17 protein-coding genes and 1 pseudogene are annotated in these 23,426 nt (G+C 62.5%); 12 read left to right on the top strand and 6 right to left on the bottom strand.

Going from position 1 to position 23,426, the window contains the following annotated elements:
* Window positions 1-6: 6 nt before the first annotated feature.
* The 3 genes from JQ611_RS31245 (at window position 7) to JQ611_RS31255 (ending at window position 3,584) form a co-directional block, all read left to right on the top strand.
* A complete protein-coding gene (locus JQ611_RS31245) occupies window positions 7-1,593 on the top strand; it encodes a bifunctional 3-(3-hydroxy-phenyl)propionate/3-hydroxycinnamic acid hydroxylase (RefSeq protein ID WP_212467600.1) in 1,587 nt (528 codons plus the stop codon).
* 73 nt (window positions 1,594-1,666) lie between these two features.
* The gene (locus JQ611_RS31250) at window positions 1,667-2,515 is read left to right on the top strand and encodes a fumarylacetoacetate hydrolase family protein (protein ID WP_212467601.1); all 849 of its coding nucleotides are present in this window, start codon (window positions 1,667-1,669) and stop codon (window positions 2,513-2,515) included.
* Window positions 2,516-2,606: 91 nt separating this feature from the next.
* Entirely contained in the window at window positions 2,607-3,584 is a 978-nt protein-coding gene (locus JQ611_RS31255; protein WP_212267914.1) for a tripartite tricarboxylate transporter substrate binding protein, read from the top strand.
* 7 nt (window positions 3,585-3,591) lie between these two features.
* Here JQ611_RS31255 and JQ611_RS42020 read toward each other — a convergent pair.
* A pseudogene (locus tag JQ611_RS42020) lies at window positions 3,592-3,821 on the bottom strand (IS5/IS1182 family transposase); the annotation flags it as partial.
* Between the two features lie 172 nt (window positions 3,822-3,993).
* Here JQ611_RS42020 and JQ611_RS31265 point away from each other — a divergent pair.
* Window positions 3,994-5,778 (top strand): adenylate/guanylate cyclase domain-containing protein, encoded by a 1,785-nt coding sequence (locus tag JQ611_RS31265; protein WP_249133599.1) that lies wholly within the window; start codon window positions 3,994-3,996, stop codon window positions 5,776-5,778.
* A gap of 148 nt (window positions 5,779-5,926) precedes the next feature.
* On the opposite strand, the gene JQ611_RS31270 is transcribed toward JQ611_RS31265, so the two are convergent.
* Window positions 5,927-6,169: a hypothetical protein gene (locus JQ611_RS31270; protein ID WP_212467604.1), complete on the bottom strand. Its 243-nt coding sequence runs from the start codon at window positions 6,167-6,169 to the stop codon at window positions 5,927-5,929.
* A gap of 149 nt (window positions 6,170-6,318) precedes the next feature.
* Between JQ611_RS31270 and JQ611_RS31275 the strand changes: the two genes are divergently transcribed.
* From JQ611_RS31275 to JQ611_RS31300, 6 genes are all read left to right on the top strand, one after another.
* Window positions 6,319-7,281, top strand: coding sequence for a hypothetical protein (locus JQ611_RS31275; protein ID WP_249133600.1), 963 nt, complete (start codon window positions 6,319-6,321; stop codon window positions 7,279-7,281).
* Between the two features lie 269 nt (window positions 7,282-7,550).
* Complete coding sequence (locus tag JQ611_RS31280) at window positions 7,551-9,341, top strand: peptide ABC transporter substrate-binding protein (RefSeq protein WP_212467605.1); 1,791 nt, start codon at window positions 7,551-7,553, stop codon at window positions 9,339-9,341.
* A gap of 49 nt (window positions 9,342-9,390) precedes the next feature.
* The gene (locus tag JQ611_RS31285) at window positions 9,391-10,350 is read left to right on the top strand and encodes an ABC transporter permease (protein WP_212267904.1); all 960 of its coding nucleotides are present in this window, start codon (window positions 9,391-9,393) and stop codon (window positions 10,348-10,350) included.
* Window positions 10,316-11,257, top strand: a complete 942-nt coding sequence (locus JQ611_RS31290; protein WP_212467606.1) for an ABC transporter permease — start codon at window positions 10,316-10,318, stop codon at window positions 11,255-11,257. The genes JQ611_RS31285 and JQ611_RS31290 overlap by 35 nt, the downstream gene beginning before the upstream one ends.
* Window positions 11,257-12,294, top strand: a complete 1,038-nt coding sequence (locus tag JQ611_RS31295; RefSeq protein WP_212267900.1) for an ABC transporter ATP-binding protein — start codon at window positions 11,257-11,259, stop codon at window positions 12,292-12,294. The genes JQ611_RS31290 and JQ611_RS31295 overlap by 1 nt, the downstream gene beginning before the upstream one ends.
* Entirely contained in the window at window positions 12,291-13,262 is a 972-nt protein-coding gene (locus JQ611_RS31300; RefSeq protein WP_212267898.1) for an ABC transporter ATP-binding protein, read from the top strand. Before JQ611_RS31295 ends, JQ611_RS31300 begins: the two co-directional genes overlap by 4 nt.
* Before the next feature lie 81 nt (window positions 13,263-13,343).
* Here JQ611_RS31300 and JQ611_RS31305 read toward each other — a convergent pair whose 3' ends face one another.
* The gene (locus JQ611_RS31305) at window positions 13,344-14,603 is read right to left on the bottom strand and encodes an adenylate/guanylate cyclase domain-containing protein (RefSeq protein ID WP_212467607.1); all 1,260 of its coding nucleotides are present in this window, start codon (window positions 14,601-14,603) and stop codon (window positions 13,344-13,346) included.
* Window positions 14,604-14,972: 369 nt separating this feature from the next.
* Here JQ611_RS31305 and JQ611_RS31310 point away from each other — a divergent pair, with 369 nt between their 5' ends.
* On the top strand, window positions 14,973-16,151 hold the full coding sequence (locus JQ611_RS31310; RefSeq protein ID WP_212467608.1) for a cupin domain-containing protein: 1,179 nt from the start codon (window positions 14,973-14,975) through the stop codon (window positions 16,149-16,151).
* Between the two features lie 18 nt (window positions 16,152-16,169).
* Here the strand turns inward: JQ611_RS31310 and JQ611_RS31315 are convergent, their stop codons facing one another.
* From JQ611_RS31315 to nirB, 3 genes are read right to left on the bottom strand one after another with little or no spacing between them, the layout of a single operon-like run.
* Window positions 16,170-18,830, bottom strand: a complete 2,661-nt coding sequence (locus JQ611_RS31315) for a nitrate reductase (protein WP_212467609.1) — start codon at window positions 18,828-18,830, stop codon at window positions 16,170-16,172.
* A gap of 12 nt (window positions 18,831-18,842) precedes the next feature.
* Complete coding sequence (gene nirD / locus JQ611_RS31320) at window positions 18,843-19,178, bottom strand: nitrite reductase small subunit NirD (protein WP_212267890.1); 336 nt, start codon at window positions 19,176-19,178, stop codon at window positions 18,843-18,845.
* An 11-nt stretch (window positions 19,179-19,189) separates the two neighbouring features.
* On the bottom strand, window positions 19,190-21,649 hold the full coding sequence (nirB, locus tag JQ611_RS31325; protein ID WP_212467610.1) for a nitrite reductase large subunit NirB: 2,460 nt from the start codon (window positions 21,647-21,649) through the stop codon (window positions 19,190-19,192).
* Window positions 21,650-22,160: 511 nt separating this feature from the next.
* Between nirB and JQ611_RS31330 the strand changes: the two genes are divergently transcribed.
* The gene (locus JQ611_RS31330; RefSeq protein WP_212267886.1) at window positions 22,161-23,420 is read left to right on the top strand and encodes a NarK/NasA family nitrate transporter; all 1,260 of its coding nucleotides are present in this window, start codon (window positions 22,161-22,163) and stop codon (window positions 23,418-23,420) included.
* Window positions 23,421-23,426 lie beyond the last annotated feature (6 nt).

Here is a 23,426-nt window from a genome sequence, read left to right on the forward strand (position 1 = left end):
TCCTGAGTGACGCTTTCATCAGAGCAGCACCGGAGCGATTTCCAAGTGGTCGTGGTTGGTCACGGCCCGTCGGGCGCCATCGCGGCCAGCCTGCTCGGGGACAGGAACATCCGTACCCTGGCGATCGACCGTCAGCGCGACGTCTACGACAAGCCGCGCGCGATTGCGATCGACCACGAGATCCTGCGCCTGCTGGACAATCTCGGCGCCGCGGAGCGCGTGCTGCCTTTCATCGCACCGTTTCCTGCCTCGCAGCATTTCGGCGCCAAGGGCCAGCTGATACGCCGGATCGATATGGTTCCCGAACCCTATCCGCTTGGATACACCCCCAGCATGGTGTTCACGCAGCCGCCGGTCGAGGCGGCGCTGCGCGCGCACGCGGCGGCCTATGACAGCGTCGACGTCGAACTCGGAACTGAGCTCATCGGCTTCGACCAATCGCCGGAGCGCGTGTCGCTGCAACTGCGCGACGACAAGGGAGCGACGCGTTCGGTCACCGCCGACTATATGATCGCTTGCGACGGCGCCTCGAGCGGAACACGGCAAGCGCTTGGCATCACCTTCGAAGACCTCGTATTCGATGAGCCCTGGCTTGTCGTCGATCTCCGGGTCAACGATGCCGCACTCGGCAAGCTGCCGGAGACGGCGGCGCAATTCTGCGATCCGTCGCGCCCGACGTCGTTCATCGTCGGCCCCGGCAATCATCGCCGCTTCGAGATCATGCTGCTGCCGGGTGAAGATCCCCGTGAGATGGAAGCGCCGGCACAAGTCTGGCGGCTGCTCAGCCGATGGATCGGGCCTGATGACGCCACGCTGTGGCGTGCGGCGAGCTACCGGTTTCATGCGCTCGTTGCGGAGGAGTGGCGGCGGGGCCGCATATTCCTCGCCGGCGATGCCGCGCATCAGCAGCCGCCGTTTATCGGCCAGGGCATGTGCCAGGGCATTCGCGACGTCGGAAATCTGGTCTGGAAGCTCGATCGCGTCCTGAAAGGACGATCCGGCGCCGCGCTGCTCGACACCTATGGCGAGGAGCGAAGCGAGCATGTTCGCCAACTCACCACCCGGATCAAGGCGATCGGGCATGTGATCTGCGAGCGCGATCCCGTCGCGGCCGCGGCGCGCGATATCAGCATCCTTGCCGAAGGCGGCGGGCTTCCCCGCACCTTCACCCGCCAGGAGATTGTGCCGCCGCTTCAGAAAGGACTGCTGGCGTTCCCGCTGCATCCGGCGCACGGCACGCTGTTTCCGCAGCCCTGGATCAGAACGGCAGAAGGGCGGCGTCTGCTCGACATCACTGCGGGCGCTGGATGGCGGCTTGTGCTGGACCAGCGCAACGCGCCGGATCTGACCGCTGATGTGCGGGCGCACCTGACCGGGCTTGGCATGCGACTGATCCGCGTCCGTCCTGCTGACGCGGCAGATCAGGCCGGGCACGACGCCGTCACTGAAGAAGATGGCGTTCTCGCAGCCTGGTTCGACCGCCATGGCTGCCGGGCCGCGATCATCCGGCCGGACCACTACGTCTTCGGCGTCGCCAACGACGAACGCGCACTCGGCAAGATGCTGTCAGAGCTTGCGGGACGGCTTCAATGATCCATCAGGGATTGCAGCTTGAAGGCACCAACACTCATCACCGTTACGCGGTTTCCAGAGCGAGGACATCACAATGAAATTGGCGAGTTTTACGATCGGCAACAGCCGCACCTGGGGCGTGATCGAGGGCGAGGAAGCGATTGACGTCGGCGCGCTGCTCAGGGATCGCTATCCCGATCTCAAATCGGCGATCGCCGCCGACGCATTGCCCGCGGTGCGCGACGCCATCCGCACGGCAAAGCGTTACCCCACGGCTGAGATCATTTGGCTGCCGGTCATTCCCAATCCCGACAAGATTCTCTGCATCGGCCTGAATTACGAGATGCACCGCAAGGAAACCGGACGCGCGGAAGTCGAGAACCCCACCGTGTTCGGCCGGTTTGCCAACAGCCAGACCGGGCATCTCGCCAACATCATCCGGCCAAAACTCTCGCACGATCTCGACTTCGAAGGCGAGCTCGCGATCATCATCGGAAAGCCCGGACGCCATATCGCGCGTTCTGACGCATGGAACCACATCGCCGGCTATGCCTGCTACAACGAAGGCAGCGTGCGCGATTTTCAACGCCACACGCATCAGTTTACGCCGGGCAAGAATTTTCCGGAGACCGGCGCTTTCGGCCCCTGGATGATGACGCCGGACGAACTCGGCGATGTTGCGCCGCTGCGGCTGCAGACCCGCGTCAATGGTCAGATCGTCCAGGACGCGACGATCGATCAGATGATTTTCGATATTCCGCGGCAGATCGAATACTGCTCGTCCTTTACGCGCCTCGAGCCGGGCGATGTGATCGTAACGGGGACGCCCGGCGGCGTGGGCGCCAAGCGAACCCCGCCGCTCTGGCTGAAGCCGGGCGACATTGTCGAGGTCGAAATCGATCGCCTTGGCGTGCTGCGCAATGGCGTCGCCGACGAAACCTGATCGAAGCGGGCAGCCCGCGCCGACATTTATCCGAGAGGACGCCGCCTCAAGCGATCAGAAATCGCAGGCGAATATTTCAGGGAGGATCACCATGCCAAAACTATCCCGCCGCGTGCTGTTGACCGGCATTGCGCTCTGCCTCTCGGGTCCGGCGTACGCACAATCATGGCCGCAAAGACCCGTGTCGGTCGTGGTGCCGCAGGCGGCGGGCAACAGCCCGGATGTGCTGTGTCGCATTATCGCTGACAAACTCTCGCGGGCGCTCGGACAGCAGTTCGTCGTCGAGAACCGTCCAGGCGCCGCGAACCTCGTTGGCACGCAGGCCGTCGCCCGCGCCGCCCCCGATGGATACACCTTCCTGTTTGCCACTTCGGCAGCGCTTGTCACCAACCCCTATACGTTCAAGAAGCTTCCCTACGATCCGATGAAGGATTTTGTGCCGGTCGCCATGGTGGCCCGAAGCAACCACGTCCTTCTCGTCAACCCCGAGGTGAAGGCGAAGACGCTTGCGGAATTGATCGCGCTGGAAAAGTCAGCGCCGGGATCCCTGAGCATGGCGGTCGACGGTCCGCGCAACCTCTCGGGCCTGATCGCACAATCGATCAACAAGCAGGCCGGGACCGGCTTCGTTCTGGTCCCCTACAATACGACCACGAACGCGGTGCAGGACAGCATGACGGGACGGGTCCAGGTGACTATACAAGCCGCATCGATTGCAGAATCCTTCATCGCGGCGGGCACGCTTCGACCTGTTGCCGTTGCGGGCAGCAAGCGCATCGGCTCGTTGCCGGACGTGCCGGCGATCGCGGAAACGTTGAAGAGCGTCGACCTGCAAGGCTGGTTCATGTTGATGGCGCCGGCCGGCACGCCCACCGACATCATCCAGAAGCTCAGCTCCGAGATTGCGGGCGCATTAAAGTCCCCGGAGGTGCAGGAGCGCGCCCCCGCCCTCGGCTTTGATGTCGGCATTGGTGACGCGGTGACGCCTGCAGGCGCGAAGCGGTTTCTCGATGCCGAGCATGCGTCCGCAGGCAAGGTCATCCAGGAACTCGGTATCCAACCTGAATAGCAAGTAATTAGGGCGCGGACTCATTAACGCGCAGCCAATTGCGGATTGATGCGAGCTTCATGAACGCTAAGTTGTTGGCCGCGAGTTTGTCGTATCGGGTCGCGACGCACCGACATTGCTTGATCTTGTTGAAGAACCGATCGATCAAGTTTCGTGCGCGAGGAACGGGCTGAAGCAGATCGCGTCTTTGCGATTTCGTTTCGGCGGGATGTTTGCCCAGGCTTCTTGCTGGCGGGCAGGTCGCGCCAGGGAGCACCTGAGCGCACTTCCAGGACTAACCGCCAACCGGACATGCCCGACATGCAAAAATCGACGCGATTGACCCGTTTCGGACATGGGCATAGCCGGACGCCGGCCCACAATTCTGCTATATACCCATTCAATCTTCCCCGAGCTTTGGGGGTGCGTCTTGAGCAGCGAGCACGTAGAGCGGCGGCTGGCAGCTATTCTGGCGGCGGATGTCGCGGGCTCTTGCCGCTTGATAGGGATAGACGAAGAGGGCACGCTGGCGCGACTGAAAGCGCTTAGAAGAACGATTTTCGATCCCAAAATCGCTGAGCATCACGGACGCGTCGTCAAGAATACCGGGGACGGCGCTATTGCCGAGTTCGCCAGCGTGGTCGACGCCGTCCGATGTGCCGACGAAATTCAACGCGGCATGGCCGAACAAAATATCGACGTGCCGCACGACAAGCAGATCGAACTCCGCATCGGCATTCACGTCGGCGATATTATTATCGAAGAAAACGATATCTTTGGTGACGGGGTCAATATTGCAGTGCGTCTCGAAGGGACGGCAGAGCCGGGCGGCATCAGCATCTCGGACGACGCTCGTCGGCAAATTCGTGGCAAGGTAGATGTAAGTTTTGAGGATTTGGGTTCGCAATCCTTGAAGAATATCGCCGAGCCGATGCGGGTTTGGCGCGTCCCATACGGTCGCACCGTGCCAGCCGTGCCGAACCGCTGGCCTGTTGATGAAACCCTTGCTCTACCCAATAAACCCTCGATCGCCGTTCTCCCCTTCACCAACCTGAGCTCCGATCCGGAACAGGAATATTTCGCGGACGGGATGGTAGATGACATCATCACAGCGCTATCTCATTTCAAGGCGCTGTTCGTCATCGCTCGCAACTCGAGCTTCACATACAAGGGGCGCGCCGTCGACGTGAAGCAGATCGGGCGCGAACTTGGGGTGCGCTACGTGTTGGAAGGCAGCGTTCGGAAGGCCGCAAACCGGGTGCGCATCACGGGACAGCTCGTCGATGCCGCCACTGGGGCACATCTTTGGGCAGAACGTTTTGATGGTGGTCTCGGCGACATCTTCAATCTGCAGGATCAGGTGACCGAGAGCGTTGTGGGGGCGATCGCGCCGGCGGTGGAAAAAGCCGAGATCGAGCGTGCCAAGCGCAAGCCGACCGAGAGTCTCGACGCCTATGCCCTCTATTTACGCGGGTTGCCCAGGTTTTATCAGGTTGCAAGCAGGCAAGCGAACGAAGAGGCATTACGCCTGTTCAACAGCGCGATCGAGCTCGACCCGGATTTTGCATCTGCCTACGGTCGTGCCGCCCATTGCTACGCCATAGCTAGGGCCAATGGCTGGATTTCAGTCACACGGAACGAGATTGCTGAGGTGACAAGGCTCGCTCAGCGGGCGGTTGAGTTGGGCAAGGATGACCCGATCGCGCTCGCCTCCGGCGGGTGGGCGCTAGCGTTTGTCGTTCGCGATCTCGAGGTGGGCGCTGGCTTGATCGATCGCGCGCTTGTGCTCAATTCCAATTGGGCCGAGGCATGGAGTTTCGGCGGCTGGGTGAAAATCTGGCTCGGCGAGCCGGAAGCGGCGATCGAGCGCTTCGCGCGTGCCATGCGCCTGAGCCCACTTGATCCGTCGCTGCTAAGAATGCCAAGCGGGACCGCGAATGCACATTTCTTCCTGGGCCGCTATGACGAAGCGGCATCGTGGGCGGCAATGGCATTGCAGGACAATCCGGACTATCAACCTGGATTACGGATCGCCGCCGCAAGCAATGCAATGGCCGGGCGGCCGGAGCAAGCACATAAGGCAGTGGCTCGGCTGCGGCGACTGAACCCCACGCTACGTGTTTCCACTCTCAAAGACGTGTTGGGCCCTTTTAGGCGAGCCGAAGACCTTTTGCGATACGAAGAAGGATTGCGGCAAGCCGGGCTGCCCGAATGACCAAAAGCAGCCAGGGACCGGTTGCAACGAAGTAATCGAATGAATGCGACTTCCGTTGTTGGCACTTCTCGGAAGTGCCGTGATGTCCGACTTGAGTCCGAAACGCGCAACAAAGCGGACGTCCGCCGACCACTCAAAATTGATGGGTTCACGTCCCAGTGCGATCGGGCGGTCGGCTGCGTGAGAGCCTGCAAGGGCTTCCCTCCCGGCCGATCCAGCCACTTGCAGCATGATCAACCTGCAAAATTGCTCCCTTGATCTCTGCAAATTCATTATTGGCAAGAACGCGACTGCCGTATTCGGCTTGACGAATACAGGCGGCAATACATTTGATCGCGACCTGAACTTTTGATGACAGTTTTATGACAGCGGCGTCCATCAGCGCCGACAAGACCGATTCCTCAAGTGCAGATCGCCGACGCGCTCGCCGTCACTCCCGCAAGACTCCGACCCACGTATTATATTTTTGTCGTGATTCGCAGCGATTCATGACAGAAGTAAAACAATCAGATGTCAGTTCGATTAAATGCGGAGCGGTAAATGAGCTTGGAATGGCGTGCGCAACCAGCCTCCCTGGCCTGGTCGAATCCGGTGATCCGGTGGTGGGGCATGCTGACGTTGGTCAGCGGCGCCAATATCGCGGTTTGGTTCGTGCTGTACCGCCAGCTCCACGGACAGCCGATTGGAAGTCCAGCCAGCACGTCCGGCGTGGAGCTGATGCTCGCGCTCAGCGCGGCCTATGTGTTCGGTTGCGCCTTCCGCTCGATCCTGCCGCGCGCCGACGTGCAACGGATCTGCCTGTTCGACACCTGGCTGTCGAGCGTGTTCGTCGGCCGCTCGGTTGCGACCGTGGCGGAGATCGCCTTCGCGGCACAATGGGCTGTCATCCTGCACCAGCTCGGCACCATCACGGGCGCGGACACCACCGTGAACGCCGCCTGGGTGATCGTGCCGCTGATCGTGATCGCGGAGTGCTTCTCCTGGCACGCGGTGCTGACCACCAAATATCTAAACAACGCCATCGAGAATTCGATCTGGGCCGTCGTCTTCTTCATCATCGGCGTCGGTCTCTGCCGCCTGCTGCCGGAGTTCGACGGTGCGGTACGCGCGATCCTGATCGTCACGATCGTCGGGATCGCGTTTTATCTGGCGTTCCTGATGACCGTCGACGTCCCGATGTATTTGAACCGATGGCGGGCCGATGTCGCCGACGGCAATCCGCTGCTGCACCCGCTCGAGGGTCTGCGCGACGTGCGCACGCGCTGGATCGTGACGCACGACATTGCCGAGTGGAAGGAAGAGATTGCCTGGATGTCGCTCTATTTCAGCCTGGCGGTCTGGTCGAGCCTGGCGCTGTGCGTGTTCTATTCGCTCGGGGATCAACTGCCGCGCTATCGCACCCCGGCGCCCGTCGCGAGCTTGCCGTCGACCGCGAGCATTTCGTCGCAGGCGCCGGCGGTCGTTGCCGGGCTTGAGCCGGTCATGGTGCGCCACCGCAATTAGGCGCGGACGCCGCTTTTCCCAACGAACGAGCGTGGCTGCAGTCCGGATAACCGGTCTCGTGGCGAACCGGTCGCTTGGTCCGCCGGGTCAAGCCGGACTTTTGGTCAAGACGGTTTTGGCGAAGCGTGGCCCGGTTCCTGCTTTGACAGGCTGGTACTAACCTGATCCATTTCCTTGGTGGTCCGATCATTTGGTCCACGCCCCCTGCGGCGGCAGGGGCGCCAGGGGGCGTGAGTCAGACATTTTGCACCAGCCGAGGAGCCAATCCGATGCAAGAACGGGAACTTCGAGATCTCATTGCAGACGTCAAGACCGGACGCTTGTCGCGGCGGTCTTTTGTCCAGCAGATGATCGCCGTCGGCCTGACGGCACCGATGGCCGGCATGATGCTGGCCCAATCCGGGGTGGCGATGGCCCAGACCGCGATCCCCTACAAGCCGACCAAGGCCGGCGGCGGCGGGCTTTTGAAAATCCTGTACTGGCAGGCAGTCACCCTGCTCAACCCGCATTTCGCCGTCGGCACCAAGGACCAGGACGGCTCCCGCGTCTTTTACGAGCCGCTGGCCGGATGGGACCAGGAGGGCAATCTGGTCCCGGTGCTGGCCGCCGAAATTCCAAGCAAGGAAAACAACGGCCTCACCGAGGACGGCCTCTCGGTGGTCTGGAAGCTGAAAAAGGGCGTCAAATGGCATGACGGCATGCCGTTCACGGCTGACGACGTCGTGTTCAACTGGGAATATGCGCGCAATCCCGAGACCGCCGCGGTCTCGATCGCCAGCTACAAGGACGCCAAGGTCGAAAAGGTCGACGATTTCACCGTTCGCGTGACGTTTTCAAAGCCGACGCCGTTCTGGGCCGACGCCTTTGTCGGCACCTATGGCATGATCATCCCGAAACATCTGTTTGCCGATTACATCGGCGGCAAGTCGCGCGACGCGCCGGCCAACCTCAAGCCGGTGGGTACCGGTCCTTACGTTTTCGTCGATTTCAAGCCGGGCGACATCGTCCGCGGCAAGCTCAATCCGAACTACCACATGCCCAACCGTCCGTATTTCGACAACATCGAAATCAAGGGCGGCGGCGATGCGGTGTCGGCCGCGCGCGCAGTGCTGCAGACCGGGGAATATGACTATGCCTGGAACATGCAGGTCGAAGATGAAATCCTGACCAAGCTGGAAGGCGCCGGCAAGGGCAAGGTCAGCATCGTCGAGACCGGCAATATCGAATTCATCATGCTCAACTCGACCGATCCGGCGGCGGAGGTCGACGGCGAACGCGCCAGCGTCAAGACCAAGCATCCGCTGTTCAGCGACCCGGCGGTGCGCCAGGCCATCAATCTCCTGATCGATCGCGCCTCGATCGAGAAGTTCATCTATGGCCGAACGGCGAGCGCCACCGCAAACTTCCTCAACGCCCCGGAGAAGGTTCGCTCGAAAAACACCAAATTCGAGTTCAACATAGAGAAGGCCAACGCGATCCTGGAAGCCGCCGGCTGGAAAAAGGGCGGCGACGGCATTCGCGCCAAGGACGGCAAGCCGCTGCGGTTCGTCTACCAGACCTCGATCAACGCGCCCCGCCAGAAAACGCAGGCCATCATCAAGCAGGCGTGCCAGAAGGCAGGCATCGACGTCGAGCTGAAGTCGGTGGTGGCATCGGTGTTTTTCTCCTCCGACGCCGCCAATCCCGACACCTACACGCATTTCTATTGCGATGCGCAGATGTACAACACCACCATGACGCAGCCCGACCCCGGGTTCTTCATGAACCAGTATCTGTCGTGGCGCGCCGCGAACAAGGAAAACAAGTGGCAGGGCCGCAACGTCTCGCGCTGGCAGAACAAGGAATATGACGAGATTTACAAGCAGGCCGAGCAGGAACTCGATGCCGTGAAGCGGGCCGCGATGTTCATCAAGCTCAACGACCTCGTCGTGACGGACAACTACATCCAGCCCCTGCTCCGCCGGCCGAAAGTCTCGGCCGTCGCCGGCAATCTGGCGGTGCCTCTCAGCGGCTGGGACAACGATCTATGGCAGATCGCGAACTGGTACCGTGAGACCTGAGGTGAGCTTTGCGATGCGCAAGATCTGAACGGGCGGTGGCAGGACGACCATGGGAAAATACATCCTCCGGCGCCTGATCATCGCCCTGCCCAGCCTGCTCGGCATCAGCCTCATTCTCTTTGTGCTGCTGGCGCTGGCGCCGGGCGATCCGTTCGGCGAACTTGCCACCAACTCCAATGTGCCGCCCGAAGTCCGGGAGGCGCTGCGGGTGAAGTTCGGCATCGACGATCCGATTTTCATCCGCTATTTGCGCTGGCTCGCCGCGATGCTGCAGGGCGACTGGGGCTTTTCGTTCGCCAGCCGCATCGACGTCGACCAGTTGATCCTGCAGCGGGTTCCAACCACGCTGTTCGTGGTCGGCTCGTCGCAGATCCTTGCACTGGCGGTGGCGCTGCCGGTCGGCGTCTATGCGGCGATGCGGCCCTATTCGATCTTCGACCAGATCGCCAACACTTTTGCCTTCATCGGCTTCTCGCTGCCGACCTTCTTCACCGGACTGCTGCTGATCCTGATCTTCAGCATCAATCTCGGCTGGCTGCCGTTCGTCTACCGGGTCGATATCCCGGCCACCGGCTGGGCCTGGGCTTTCGAATATTTCAAGCAGGCGATCATGCCGATTTCGGTGCTCGGGCTGTTTCAGGCCGCCTCCTATACCCGCTACGTCCGCTCGGCGGTGCTCGACGTCATCCGCCTCGATTATGTCACCACGGCACGCTCGAAGGGTCTCAATGAAGGCAAGGTCGTCATCAAGCACGTGGTGCGCAACGCCTTGATCCCCGTGGTGACGCTGGTCGCGCTGCAAATGCCGGCCGTGTTCGGCGGCGCCATCGTCACCGAACAGATCTTCCGCATCCCCGGCATTGGTTCACTGCTGATCAGCGCCATCCTCGCCAACGACACACCGGTCATCATGGCGGTGACCTTCGTGTTCGCCTGTCTCGTCGTCGTCTTCAACCTATTGGCCGATATCATCTATGGCTGGCTCGACCCACGCATCTCCTATCGCTGACGTCGTCGTTCCGCTCGAGGGACGCCCGCGTCACATTTCGCCCGGCTATGAGGTGTGGCGAAAATTTCGCCGCCATCGCATGGCGGTGGCGAGCATCGGCATTTTGACAATGCTGACCGCGGCCGTTCTGTTCGGACCGCTGATCTGGCGGATACCGATCAACGAAATCGATTTCACCGCGCGGCTCGCTCACCCGTCGTGGGACCACCCGTTCGGCACCGACGATCTCGGCCAGGACCTGCTGGCGCGCATGCTGTATGGCGGACGCATTTCGCTGGCGGTCGGCTTCGCGGCGATGGCGGTCGCCATCATCGTCGGCGTCCTGATCGGGGCGATCTCGGGCATCTCCCGCGGCAGCGTCGACGCCGCGCTGATGTGGATCACCGACCTGTTCCTGGCGTTGCCGCAACTGCCGCTGCTGCTATTGGTGATCTATCTGTTCCGGGATTTTCTCAAGAACTGGGTCGGCCCCGAGGGCGGCGTCTTCATCCTGATCGTGCTCGTGATCGGTGCGTTTCGCTGGATGCCGGTGGCGCGGCTGGTGCGCGCGCAGTTCCTGTCGCTGCGCGAAAAGGAATTCGTCGAAGCGGCGCGCGCGCTCGGCGCCACCACGCCGCGGCTGGTGATCAGGCACATCCTGCCGAACTCGCTCGGGCCTGTCATCGTGGCCGGCACCATCGACGTCGCGGCGGCGATCATCGCGGAATCGACGCTGTCGTTTCTCGGCCTCGGTTTTCCGCCTGACATCCCGACCTGGGGGCGGCTGTTGTTCGACGCCAAGGATTATCTCGACATCGCACCGCATTGGGCGCTGTTCGCGGGCGCCGCGATTTTCCTGACCGTGCTCACCATCAATTTCATTGGCGACGGATTGCGCGACGCGCTCGACCCCCGGAGAGTCATGTAATGTTGCGTCCGGAGGATACCGCGAGCGTGGGTGCGAAACCGACTGACGAAGCGCCCATGCTCGACATCAGGGGCTTGAAGACGCATTTCGCGACCGATGACGGCGTCGTGCAGGCGGTCGACGGCGTCGATATTGCCGTCCGGCGCGGGGAGACGGTCTGCGTGGTCGGCGAGTCCGGTTGCGGCAAGACGGTCACGGCGCTTTCCGTGCTCAAGCTGATCGCAATGCCCCCCGGGCGGATCGCCGGCGGGCAGATCCTGTGGCAGGGCCGCGACCTGGTGCCGATGGCGGCGGACGAGATGAACCGGATTCGCGCCAAGGAAATCGCCATCGTGTTCCAGGAGCCGATGACCTCGCTCAATCCGGTCTACACCATCGGCGACCAGATCGGCGAAGTAATCGCCCTGCATGAAGGCCTCGGACGCCGCGCCGTGCTGGAGCGGACCATCGACATGCTGGCGCTGGTCCAGATCCCGAACCCGGCGCGCCGCGTCAACGACTACCCGCACCAGTTTTCCGGCGGCATGCGGCAACGCGTGATGATCGCGATGGCGCTATCCTGCCATCCGAAGCTCCTGATCGCGGACGAGCCGACCACGGCGCTCGATGTCACGATCCAGGCGCAGATCCTCGATCTGCTGCAGGACATGAAATCGCGCCTCGGCATGTCGATCATGCTGATCACCCACGCCATGGGCGTCGTCGCCGAAGTCGCCCAGCGCGTGGTGGTGATGTATGCGGGCAAGGTGGTGGAGGAAGCCGCGGTCGAGCAGCTGTTTGCCAACCCGCGCCATCCCTATACGCAGGGCCTGATCCGCTCGATCCCGCGCGTCGACAGGGGCGGCGGGCGCAAGGCCCGGCTGCAGACCATCGCCGGCACGGTGCCGAAGCTGATCAACCCGCCCGAGGGCTGCCGCTTCGCGCCGCGCTGCGGTTTTGCGACCGATGAATGTGTGCGCGCGCAGCCTGCCTTGCGTGAGCTCGAACCCGGCCACAAGGTGGCCTGCATCCACGCCGAAACGACGGTGGTTCAATGAGCGAGCCGCTGCTCAAAGTCGCAAAACTGACCAAGGAATTTCCGCTCAAGGGCGGGCTGTTCAGCGGTCAAACCGCCAGCGTTCATGCGGTCGACGGCGTCGATTTTCACGTCGACCGCGGCGAAACGCTGGGCCTGGTCGGGGAATCCGGCTGCGGCAAATCGACCACCGGCCGCTGCGTGCTTCGCCTGATCGAACCGAGTTCGGGCGAAATCCATTTCGACGGCAAGGATGTCCGGTCGCTCAAGGCCGACGACCTTCGCATCCTGCGCCGCGACATCCAGATCATCTTTCAGGACCCTTACGCGTCGCTCAATCCGCGCATGAATGTGGGCGCGATCGTCGGCGAAGCGCTGATCATCCACCAACTGACCAAGACCAAACAGCAGTTCGAAGAGCGCGTGGTGGATTTGCTGGAAACCGTCGGCCTGCGCGCGGACCATATGAGCCGCTATCCGAATGAATTCTCCGGCGGCCAGCGCCAGCGCATCGGCATCGCGCGGGCGCTTGCGGTCGAGCCCAAGCTGATCATCTGCGACGAGCCGGTGTCGGCGCTGGATGTCTCGATCCAGGCCCAGGTCATCAACCTGCTGGAAGATCTGCAGGAAAAGTTCGGGCTCGCCTATCTCTTCATCGCCCACGATCTTGCGGTGGTCGAGCATATCTCCAAGCGTATCGCGGTGATGTATCTCGGGCGCATTGTCGAGATGGCGTCAGCCCACGAACTCTATGCCTCGCCGCGGCATCCCTACACCGAAGCGCTGCTGTCGGCGGTGCCGATACCGGATCCAAAGGTGAAGCGGCAGCGCGTCCGGCTGTCGGGCGAAGTGCCGAACCCGATTTCTCCGCCGACCGGCTGTCACTTTCACACCAGATGCCCGATCGCGCAGTTTCCGTTATGCAAAAGCGAGGCCCCGCCGCTCAAGCAAAGCGCCGACGGGCACTGGGTCGCCTGCCATTTCCGCTGAAGGCAAGTCTGCACGGCGCGCCGTTCCATCGAGATGATCCGGCGATGGCGCCCTTCCCGGGCGGTGGCGCAAAGCGCACGCTCATTCCTGTTTCCAGAACCGGTCGTTTGGCGTTATCCCGGCCGGATCAGAGGAAAATTCGGGCCGGATGCGGTTGAGGTAATACATATTCACCAAACCCTGATGCTTCACTTCGACGGCGCCACGAGCGTCGGTCTCGAATCGCGTTTTGATGTGCTGCCAGGTTGATTCGGCGATGCTGATGCGTCCGGGAGCGCCGGCGGCTTCGACGCGCTGGGTTATATTCACGGTATTTCCCCAGATATCGTAGGTGAATTTGTGTTTCCCGACGACGCCGGCGATGACCGGTCCGGTATTGATTCCAATTCTTACCTGCCACGCCGGAAGGTGCAGCTTCTCGCGTTGCCGATTGAGTCTGGCCAGGTGATCGATGACCTGCAGCGCCGCCAACGCGGCATCGATGGCGTGCGAGCGATTAGGCTCCGGTACGCCGCCGACAGCGAGATAGGCGTCTCCGATCGTCTTGAGTTTTTCGAGGCGCTGCTTGGCCATGATGTCGTCGAACCTGGTGAAGTGCTGGTCGAGCTGGTCAATGACGCTCGCCGGCTCCATGGTTTCGACCAGTCGGGTGAAGCCGGTGAAATCGATCAGCATCACCGTCGCAGAATCGAAGAAGCGCGGCTGAACGCGGTCATTTGCCTTGAGCTCGGCTGCGATGGATGACGGCAGGATGTTCAGCAGCAGCTTGTCCGATTCGGCTTTCCCGGCGACGGCCTGGTCGCGTGCACGCTCCAACTCACGCAGCATCTCGTTGCGCACGCGCAATTGCCGGCGCAATTCGAGGTGAACCATCGTCTGGTGTGCCAGTCGTCTGAGCGCCTCCTGCTGCTCGAAGGTAAGTTCCCGCGGCTCGAAAGCGATCACGCACAAGGTGCCCAGGGCATAGCCGTCCTGCGTGATGAGGGGAACGCCGCAATAGAAGCGAATGTGCATATCGCCCGTCACCAGCGGGCTGGTATTGAATCGTTGATCCTTTATCAGGTCGGGAATGTAGAGGATGTCGTTGTTGCAGATCGTGGCCGTGCAAATCGAAATTTCCCGCGGGCATTCGGAAAGCTCTACTGGAAGTGGACCATACTTCGCCTTGATCCACTGCCGCGAGGCGTCGACGAAGCTGACCAGGGCGGCGGGGCAGCCGCAGATCTGCGCCGCCAGTTCGGTGATTTCGTCGAAACCGGCTTCTGGAAGCGTGTCGAGGATTGCGTAGTTTGTCAGCGCGACAAGGCGTCCGGGCTCATTGACTGGAATCGTCTGGTTCATGACAAGCCCTTCGCGTTAGCCGCGTCATCAAGTCTGGTCGCGAGACAAGAGCCGTCACATAGCCATCATCGCATCTCTCTGTCGCCAAAGACGAACATGCGGCTACCGGTCAGAAAGCTCCTGGAGCTATTCCTGTTGGCTCAAATTAGCACAGTGACGACTGGAAGACGAGCGATGGGAAGAGCGCAGCAGGACTATGCGTGGCCGACATCGCCATTGGCCAGGTCCGGGTTGCGCCGCGAGCGGACCTGCACAGGCTGGACGTGAAGCCTGGCCGCCAGCATGATCCCGTGAGATCGCTAGCCCGTGCCGGCACGAGAGGCGACACGGCCGCCCGCCGGAGGATTTTCGCTCACCAGGGAGACCAACATGTCCGATCCGCAACGCCGGGAGTTTCTCGCTGCCGCCGCCGCCATCGCCTCGCTGGCGACGCTGGCCGGATCGCAAGTGGCGGTCGCCGGCGATCCCAGCTTCATGAACAACGTCCCCGATCCCTCGGTGTCGGGAAAGGACCTGCCGACCTTCAAGTTCGCGCTGGAGAAATCCGCCGGCAAGGTGATCGGCAACAGCTACGGCAAGGAAGCCACCGTCACGCAGCTGCCGATCTCCAAGGGAATTGCCGGGGTTTCGATGCGGCTCGAGCCCGGCGCGATGCGCGAGATGCACTGGCACGCCACCGCGGCCGAATGGGCGTTCGTGTTCGAGGGGCGCGTTCGCACCACCGTCGTCGATCCCAACGGCTTTGCCGAGACCAACGATTTCGATCCGGGCGACGTCTGGTACTTCCCCCGCGGTCACGGTCACATGCTGCAATGTCTTGGCGACAAGCCCTGCCGTTTCATTCTGATCTTCGACAACGGTTATTTTTCCGAGTTCGGTACCTTCAGCATCACCGACTGGATCGGGCACATCCCGAAAGCGCTGCTGGCAAAGAACTTTGGCGTGCCGGAATCGGCGTTCGACAATTTCCCCAAAGACGAAGTGTATTTTGCCCGCGGCAAGCCGCCACCCGCGGAGCCGTCGGTGCCGCTGCAGGGCTGGAAGCTGCCGCCGCAAACGCACAAATACCGCCTGCTGGCGCAGCCGCCGCACGGCATCTTTCAGGGCGGCCGGGAATGGCGCGTCGATTCAAGCCGCTTTCCGATTGCGAAAACCATCACCGGCGTCGTGCTCGATCTCGATCCCGGTGCGCTGCGAACACTGCACTGGCATCCGAATGCCGACGAGTGGCAGTACGTGCTGGACGGCACCGTCAGCGTCACGCTGTTCGGCTCGCACGGGCGCACAAGGATAGAGCAGTTGCAGCAGGGCGACGTCGGCTATATCCCGCAAGGCTACGGGCACTCGATCGAAAATGTCGGCGACAAGCCTGCGCGCGTCCTGATCGGCTTCAATTCCGGTATCTACGAGACCATCGACCTGTCGCAATGGATCGCGGCCAACCCGGCCGACGTGCTCGCCACCAATTTCAGCCAGCCGCCGGAATTATTCGGAAAGTTTCCCCATCGCGACGTGTTCGTCACGGGCAAGGATGGACCCGGCAAATAGGCCGGGAATCGGAAAAACTCACGCCGGCAGGGGTTTTGGTACGGGCGCGCCATTGAGCAGCTTGCCGATCTCCGGCTTGCACGCGCCGCAATTGGTGCCGGCTTTCAGGCGCTGGCCGATAGCTTCGACATTTCTCGCGCCTTTGCTGATTTCGGCGGAGATTTGCCGTTGCCCGATACCGAAGCACGAGCAGACGATCGGCCCGATATCTTCGCCGGCTTCCAGCGGCTGCCCTGTGAGCAGCGACATCCGCGCCTTGGGCGAGAGCGTGTTTTCCGCGAACAAATTGGTCAGCCATGAACGCGACACCAGTTTGTGGTCCGAGGCGATGAAGATGCATCCCTCCAACCGCCCGTCGCGAATGCTCGCGTAACGATACCGGCCGATGCTCGGATCGCGATAGGCGATCCATTCGATGTCCGCCTGCTCGGCGCGGAGCTGCGCGCGCGCCCAATCGCGCCAGCTCGCCGGCCGTTCCTCGATCGCCAGCTCCATGCGCCAGCACATGCCCGACCGTCCGGAAACCCAGTACCCCTTCTCCGGGCGCTCGATCTCGTAACGGCTTAGAATGAAGGCATGCCATTTCGGCAGATAGGGCTCGGCCTTCACGGGCGTATGCTTGGATTCCGGCTGTCCGGATATCGGATCGGTCGCGGGATTGACCAGCGCGTTGATCAGTCCGTCGCCGGCATACTCGCCATTCCAGTGCATCGGCACGAACACGCAGCCGCGCCGCTGTTCGGCGGTGACGGTCACGCGCGCCACCATCTGGCCCCAGGGACTGGAGAGCCGGGCGAGCGCGCCGTCGTCGAGCTCCGCCTTGCGCGCATCCTCGGGGTGGAATTCGGCGCAGGGTTCGAACATGTGCATCATCAGTCGCGGCGATTTCCCGGTCCGCGTCATGGTGTGCCACTGGTCGCGAATCCGGCCGGTGTTGAGAATCAGGGGATGCTCGCGGCTGGTCGGGTTCTTGGGCGGGCGCGGCACAACCGGAATAAAGCGCGCCTTGCGATCGGGGGTGAAGAATCCGCCGGTCTCGAACAGCCGCTGCGTGCCGGTCGGATAATCCCGCGTCACCGGCCATTGTACCGGGGCCAGCGTCTCGTAAGCGCGATCATCGAGCGTGCTCAAGGCGGAGAGATCGAAATCCCGCACGCCATTATTCTCAAAGCCGGAGAGGCTGGCGTGCTCCCGAAATATCCCGGCCACGCTCGTATAGTCGAAGCCTGAAAATCCCATGCGGCGGGCGACATCGCAGATGATCCGCCAATCCGGACGCGCGGAGCCGGGTGCCGGCAAGAACGGCCGTTGCCGGGAGATGCGGCGCTCGGAATTGGTGACGGTGCCGTCCTTTTCGCCCCACGCCGTCGCAGGCAGCAGCACATGGCCGTGACGCGTCGTGTCGGTATGCCGCATGCAATCCGACACCACGACGAGGTCGCAGGCATCCAGCGCGGCGCGCGCGCGCGTGGCATCCGGCAGGCTGACCAGCGGATTGGTGGACATGATCCAGACCGCCTTGATGCGGCCGTCGGCCATCGCGTCGAACATCTCGACCGCCTTGAGCCCGGACTTGTCTGCGATGACGGGCGAGCGCCAGAAGCGCTGCACGAGTTCGCGATGGCGCGGGTTCTCGATCTCCATATGGGCGGCGAGCTGATTGGCGAGGCCACCGACTTCGCGTCCGCCCATCGCATTGGGCTGGCCGGTGAGCGAGAACGGCCCCATGCCGGGCTTTCCGATCCGGCCGGTCAGCAGATGGCAGTTGATGATCGCATTGACCTTGTCGACGCCGCTGCTCGACTGATTGATGCCCTGGGAATAGAGCGTGACGACGCGCTCGGTCCTGGCGAACCAGCTGAAAAACTGCTCGACTGCACTGCCCGTCAGCCCGCAGACGTCAGCCGTGTGCGCCACGGTCTGGCCAGCTACTTGCGCCAGCGCCGCCTCGGCGCCGGTGGTGAAATCGCCGACGAACGCGCCATCGGCCGCCTTGTTCTTCGCAAGATACGCCAGCAATCCGTTGAACAAAACGGAGTCGCTGCCCGAACGAACCGGCAGATGCAGGTCGGCGCCCTCGCAGGTCGCCGTCCGGCGCGGGTCGATGACGACGATGCGGCAAGCGGGATTTTTGGCTTTCGCCGCCAGCATGCGCTGGTGAAGAATCGGATGGCACCAGGCCGCATTGGATCCGACCAGGACCAGCAGGTCGGCCAGTTCCAGATCTTCATAACAACCCGGAACGGTGTCGCTGCCGAAGGCACGCTTGTGACCCACCACGCTGGAGGCCATGCACAGCCGCGAATTGGTATCGATATTGGCGGTGCCGACAAAGCCCTTCGCGAGCTTGTTGACGACGTAGTAGTCCTCGGTGAGAAGCTGGCCCGAGACGTAGAACGCCACCGCGTCAGGCCCGTGCTCCCGGATCGCCTTGCTGAATCCATCGGCGACATGGCCGAGCGCGGCGTCCCAGGTCGCAGCGCGGCCGTTGACCATGGGCTCGAGCAGGCGTCCTTCCAGATCGACGGTTTCAGCCAGCGCCGATCCTTTCGCGCACAGCCGCCCGAAATTTGCCGGATGCAGCTGATCACCCCGGACCGTGACCGCCCCCGCCGGATCCCTGTCGGCCACGACGCCGCAGCCGACGCCGCAATAGGGACATGTCGTCTTGACTGGCACGCGTCGTTACCCTCAATCGGCGGAAGCGGCGACTACCTCACGAACGGACAGCCACACGGTGCCGTTCTCCACCTTGGCCGGATACGAGTGCGCGCATCCCTCGTCAGGAGCGACCGCCTCGCCGTTCGCAAGCTCGATGACGAAATTGTGCAGCGGACAGGTGACGCGCTTGTTGTGCACGATGCCTTGCGACAACGGTCCGCCTTTGTGCGGGCAACGGTCGTCGAGCGCGAATACCTCGTCGTCTTCGGTCCGGAATACCGCGATGTTTCCCGACGCCGTGCGCACCACGCGGGCGCCGAGGCGCGGAATCTGGTCCAGGGCTCCGATTTCAATCCACCGTGTCATGCGAACTCCGGTCATGCGAGTTCAAGCTCCGCCATCGGCGCGAACTCGTTGCGATCGACACCGCGCTGGGCGCGTTCCGCCCACGGATCGCTTTGCGAGAACTGCTGCGAATACACGAAGCGGTCGTACAGCGCTTTGCGGTTGGTGAGATCATCGACCACCTGCTTGCGGATGGCATCGAGCCCGACACGATCGCACCACTTGTACATCCGCTCCAGATACCAGCCCTGCTCGCGATAGAGCTGCGTCAGCGCCGCGATCAACTCCAGCGTCTCCTCCTCGGTCGCCACCTTGGCAAGGAATTCGGTTCCCTTGATGTGAAGGCCGGCAGCGCCCGCGAAATGGATCTCGTATCCTGAATCGACGCAGATCACGCCGACATCCTTGCAGGTCGATTCGGCGCAGTTGCGCGGACAACCCGACACCGCCATCTTCACCTTGGCCGGAGCCCAGGACCCCCACATGAATCTTTCGATCTTGATGCCGAGCCCGGTCGAGTCCTGGGTGCCGAAGCGGCACCATTCCGAGCCGACGCAGGTCTTTACCGTGCGCAGCCCCTTGGCATACGCATGCCCGGACACCATGCCGGCGTCGTTGAGGTCGGCCCAGACCGCCGGCAGATCCTCCTTCTTGACGCCGAGCAGATCGATGCGCTGGCCGCCGGTGACCTTGACGGTCGGAATCTTGAACTTGTCGGCGACGTCGGCAATGGCCCGCAATTCGTTCGGCGTGGTCACGCCGCCCCACATCCGCGGCACCACCGAATAGGTGCCGTCCTTCTGGATGTTGGCATGGACGCGTTCGTTGATGTAACGCGACTGCTGGTCGTCGCGATACTCGCCGGGCCAGGTGGCGAGCAAATAGTAGTTCAGCGCCGGCCGGCAGGAATGGCAGCCGTTGGCGGTCTTCCAATCCATGAACTTCATGACGTCGGGAATGGTCTTCAGCTGCTGCTCGACGATAACGCGGCGCGCGTCGTCATGGCTGTGATCGGTGCATTTGCACATCGGCTTGACCTTCGGCGCCGTCGAATAATCGCCACCGAGCGTGAACGCGAGCACTTGCTCGACGAGGCCGGTACATGAGCCGCATGACGATGACGCCTTGGTGTGGGCGCGCACGTCATCGATCGTGAACAGCTTCTTTTCGGCGATCGCCTTGACGATGGTGCCCTTGCAGACGCCGTTGCAGCCGCAGATCTCGGCCTCGTCGCCCATCGCGGCAACCGAATTCTGGCCGGCGTGACCGCCGTCGCCGAGATTGGCCGCGCCGAATACCAGGCGCTCGCGCATCTGCGAGATATCGGTGCCGTCGCGCAGATGCTGGAAATACCAGGGCCCGTCGACCGTATCGCCGTAAAGCACGGCGCCGACGATCTTCTTGTCGCGCAGGACGATCCGCTTGTAGACGCCACGCGCGGCGTCCTGCATCACGACTTCTTCCTTGTCGGGGCCGGGCGCAAAATCGCCGGCGGAGAACAGGTCGATGCCCGTCACCTTCAGCTTGGTCGAGACCACCGATCCCGAATAGCTGGCAAAGCCCTTCATGGCGAGCTGATTGGCGCAGACCTTGGCCTGATCGAACAGCGGCGCGACCAGACCGTAGGTCTGGCGACGGTGCTGCACGCATTCTCCGACCGCGTAGATGCGCCCGTCATAGGTCTGCATGGTGTCGGAGACGACAATGCCACGCTCGCAATGGATGCCCGCCTTCTGCGCGAGCTCGATGTTCGGGCGGATACCGACGGCCATCACGACCAGGTCGGCCGGCAGCTCCACGCCATCGGCAAAGCGCACGCCCGTGACGCGGTCCTCGCCCAGGATCGCCTGCGTCTGCGCCGGCATCTTGAACACCATGCCGCGCTCTTCCAGCGACTTGCGCAACATTCCGCTTGCAACCGGATCGAGCTGGCGTTCCATCAGGCAGTCGAGCAGATGCACGACGGTGACGTTCATGCCGCGCTTCATCAACCCGTTGGCGGCCTCGAGGCCGAGCAAGCCTCCACCGATCACGACGGCGTTCGGATGGCTCGTCGAGGCTTCAACCATGCGCTCGACGTCCTGGATATCCCGAAAGCCAATGACGCCGGGAAGATCCTTGCCGGGGAGCGGCAACATGATCGGGTTGGAGCCGGTCGCGATCAGCAGCCGATCATAAGCAACGCGCGCGCCCGTGGCGGTGACGACTTCGCAGGTGCGCCGGTCGATCATCACGATCGTCTCGCCCTTGCGCAGCGTGATGCCGTTGTCGTCATACCATTGCTCGGTGTTGAGCATGATGTCGTCGACGGACTTCTCGCCGGAGAGAACCGGCGACAGCAGGATACGATTGTAATTGCCGTAAGGCTCGGAACCGAACACCGTGATGTCGTAGAGATCAGGCGCACGCTCCAGCAGCGTTTCCACTGTGCGGATGCCGGCCATGCCGTTGCCGATCACCACCAGCTTCTGCCTGCTAACTTTCTCGAGCATGATCTGCCTTTCGCATTCCGACGACACCGCGCGTCGACGCGCCATGCGTCGTCGATCGGTGGAATAGAGATTGGGAGTTTTGAGGAGCCCATCCGCGGGCAGCTGACCATCATCAATGACGATCGATATTTCCTTGAATACAAAACGCGTGCCAACTCGGCAGCAGCGATTCCGCGAGCGATATCAATAGGTTTATCGGCTGCCGCGAATTCGGGCGCTTGTGCGCACCGCACAAAAAAGCACCACCCTGCGCGTTTGAGTGGCGCGGTTTGCTGCCCGCTGCAGCAGATCGGGTTTTCTTCCCTGGCGGCGGAATAGCGGTCAACGCGTTGCGATTAAAGGCAAAGTGCCGCTCGCAATCGAATGGCACAGATATTGCTGCCTTTAGCGCCAATCGAGACCGTCTCAATGACGAGAACGGCTCTCGCTTTCACCCATATTCCATCTGTCGTGCCGAGACCTGCCGCACCTGCGCGCACGCCATCGGCCGCATGATCGCGAGGCTGTCGCAATGAAGTTTGCTGAGTTTAAGAAGGCTGGCCATTGGCCGACGCTGCTGGCCGCGTTTCTTTACTTCGACATCAGTTTCATGGCCTGGGTCGCGCTCGGCCCGCTGATGGTCTACATCGCGCACGACATGAACCTCGCGGTCAGCGAGAAGTTTACCCTCGTGGCCATCCCGGTTCTGGCCGGCGCGCTGCTGCGCGTCCCGATGGGCATCCTGGCCGATATCATCGGCGCCAAGCGAACCGGAATTATCGCGCAGCTCATCGTCACCGCGGCGACGGCGTGGGTATGGCGGTACGGGCTCGACAGCAAGCTCGCGATCATCATCTTCGGCCTGGTGCTCGGCATTGGCGGCGCGTCCTTCGCCGTCGCTTTGCCACAGGCGAGCCGCTGGTACCCGCCGCAATATCAGGGCGTGGTGATGGGCATCGCAGGCGCCGGCAATATGGGCGTCGTCATCGATACGATGCTCGCACCGACGATCGCCGAGCATTTCGGCTGGCAGGCCGTGTTCGGTTTCCTGCTGATTCCGATGGTGCTGGTGCTCGCATATTACGTCTTCGCGGCCAAGGATGCGCCGGGCGAGCGCAAACCGATCTCGCTGAAGGCCTATGCCACGCTGCTGCGCGATCCTGACAGCCGCTGGTTCATGTTCTTCTACTTCATCACTTTCGGCGGCTTCGTTGGCCTCGCCAACGCGCTGCCGCTGTATTTCACCGTGCAGTATCACGTCTCCGGCGTCGCGGCAGGTCTGCTGGTCTCGCTGATCGTCGCCTTTGGCTCCGGCTTCCGCCCGGTCGGCGGGCTGATTGCCGACCGCATCGGCGGCATCCGCTCGCTGTCGGTGCTGTTCGCGGTTGTGGTTGCCGCTTATCTCGTCATCGCCTTCATGCCGGAAGGACCGGCGGCGCCGACCGCGGCGGGCTGGTCGCTGCTGCAGATGCCGCGCATCGCGTGGATGTCGGTGCTGCTGTTCTCGGTCGGCGTGCTGGCGCTCGGCATGGGCAACGGCGCGGTGTTTCAACTCATCCCGCTCCGCTTCCGTCAGGACATCGGCCTGATGACCGGTCTGGTCGGGTGCGCCGGAGGCGTCGGCGGCTTTTTCCTGGCCCAGGCGCTCGGCACCGCCAAGGCCGCAACCGGCGGCTTCGGGGCCGGCTTCCTGTTTTTCGGGGTGCTGGCATTGCTTGGCTTTATCGGACTTGCCATGGTCAAGGTCCGATGGCGCACGACATGGGGCGCTGCATCGGGAGCGCGGGTCTGACGACGC

It is taken from the genome of Bradyrhizobium sp. AUGA SZCCT0182 (assembly GCF_018130185.1).
Taxonomy (GTDB): domain Bacteria; phylum Pseudomonadota; class Alphaproteobacteria; order Rhizobiales; family Xanthobacteraceae; genus Bradyrhizobium.

Excerpts from the sequence above, each read along its gene's own strand:
- JQ611_RS31305 (WP_212467607.1), bottom strand. The coding sequence starts at position 14,603 with ATGAACCAGACGATTCCAGTCAATGAGCCCGGACGCCTTGTCGCGCTG.
- JQ611_RS31275 (WP_249133600.1), top strand. The coding sequence starts at position 6,319 with ATGAGCTTGGAATGGCGTGCGCAACCAGCCTCCCTGGCCTGGTCGAAT.
- JQ611_RS31295 (WP_212267900.1), top strand. The coding sequence starts at position 11,257 with ATGTTGCGTCCGGAGGATACCGCGAGCGTGGGTGCGAAACCGACTGAC.
- nirB (WP_212467610.1), bottom strand. The coding sequence starts at position 21,649 with ATGCTCGAGAAAGTTAGCAGGCAGAAGCTGGTGGTGATCGGCAACGGC.
- JQ611_RS31285 (WP_212267904.1), top strand. The coding sequence starts at position 9,391 with ATGGGAAAATACATCCTCCGGCGCCTGATCATCGCCCTGCCCAGCCTG.
- JQ611_RS31250 (WP_212467601.1), top strand. The coding sequence starts at position 1,667 with ATGAAATTGGCGAGTTTTACGATCGGCAACAGCCGCACCTGGGGCGTG.
- nirD (WP_212267890.1), bottom strand. The coding sequence starts at position 19,178 with ATGACACGGTGGATTGAAATCGGAGCCCTGGACCAGATTCCGCGCCTC.
- JQ611_RS31280 (WP_212467605.1), top strand. The coding sequence starts at position 7,551 with ATGCAAGAACGGGAACTTCGAGATCTCATTGCAGACGTCAAGACCGGA.
- JQ611_RS31310 (WP_212467608.1), top strand. The coding sequence starts at position 14,973 with ATGTCCGATCCGCAACGCCGGGAGTTTCTCGCTGCCGCCGCCGCCATC.
- JQ611_RS31330 (WP_212267886.1), top strand. The coding sequence starts at position 22,161 with ATGAAGTTTGCTGAGTTTAAGAAGGCTGGCCATTGGCCGACGCTGCTG.
- JQ611_RS31255 (WP_212267914.1), top strand. The coding sequence starts at position 2,607 with ATGCCAAAACTATCCCGCCGCGTGCTGTTGACCGGCATTGCGCTCTGC.
- JQ611_RS31290 (WP_212467606.1), top strand. The coding sequence starts at position 10,316 with ATGGCTGGCTCGACCCACGCATCTCCTATCGCTGACGTCGTCGTTCCG.
- JQ611_RS31300 (WP_212267898.1), top strand. The coding sequence starts at position 12,291 with ATGAGCGAGCCGCTGCTCAAAGTCGCAAAACTGACCAAGGAATTTCCG.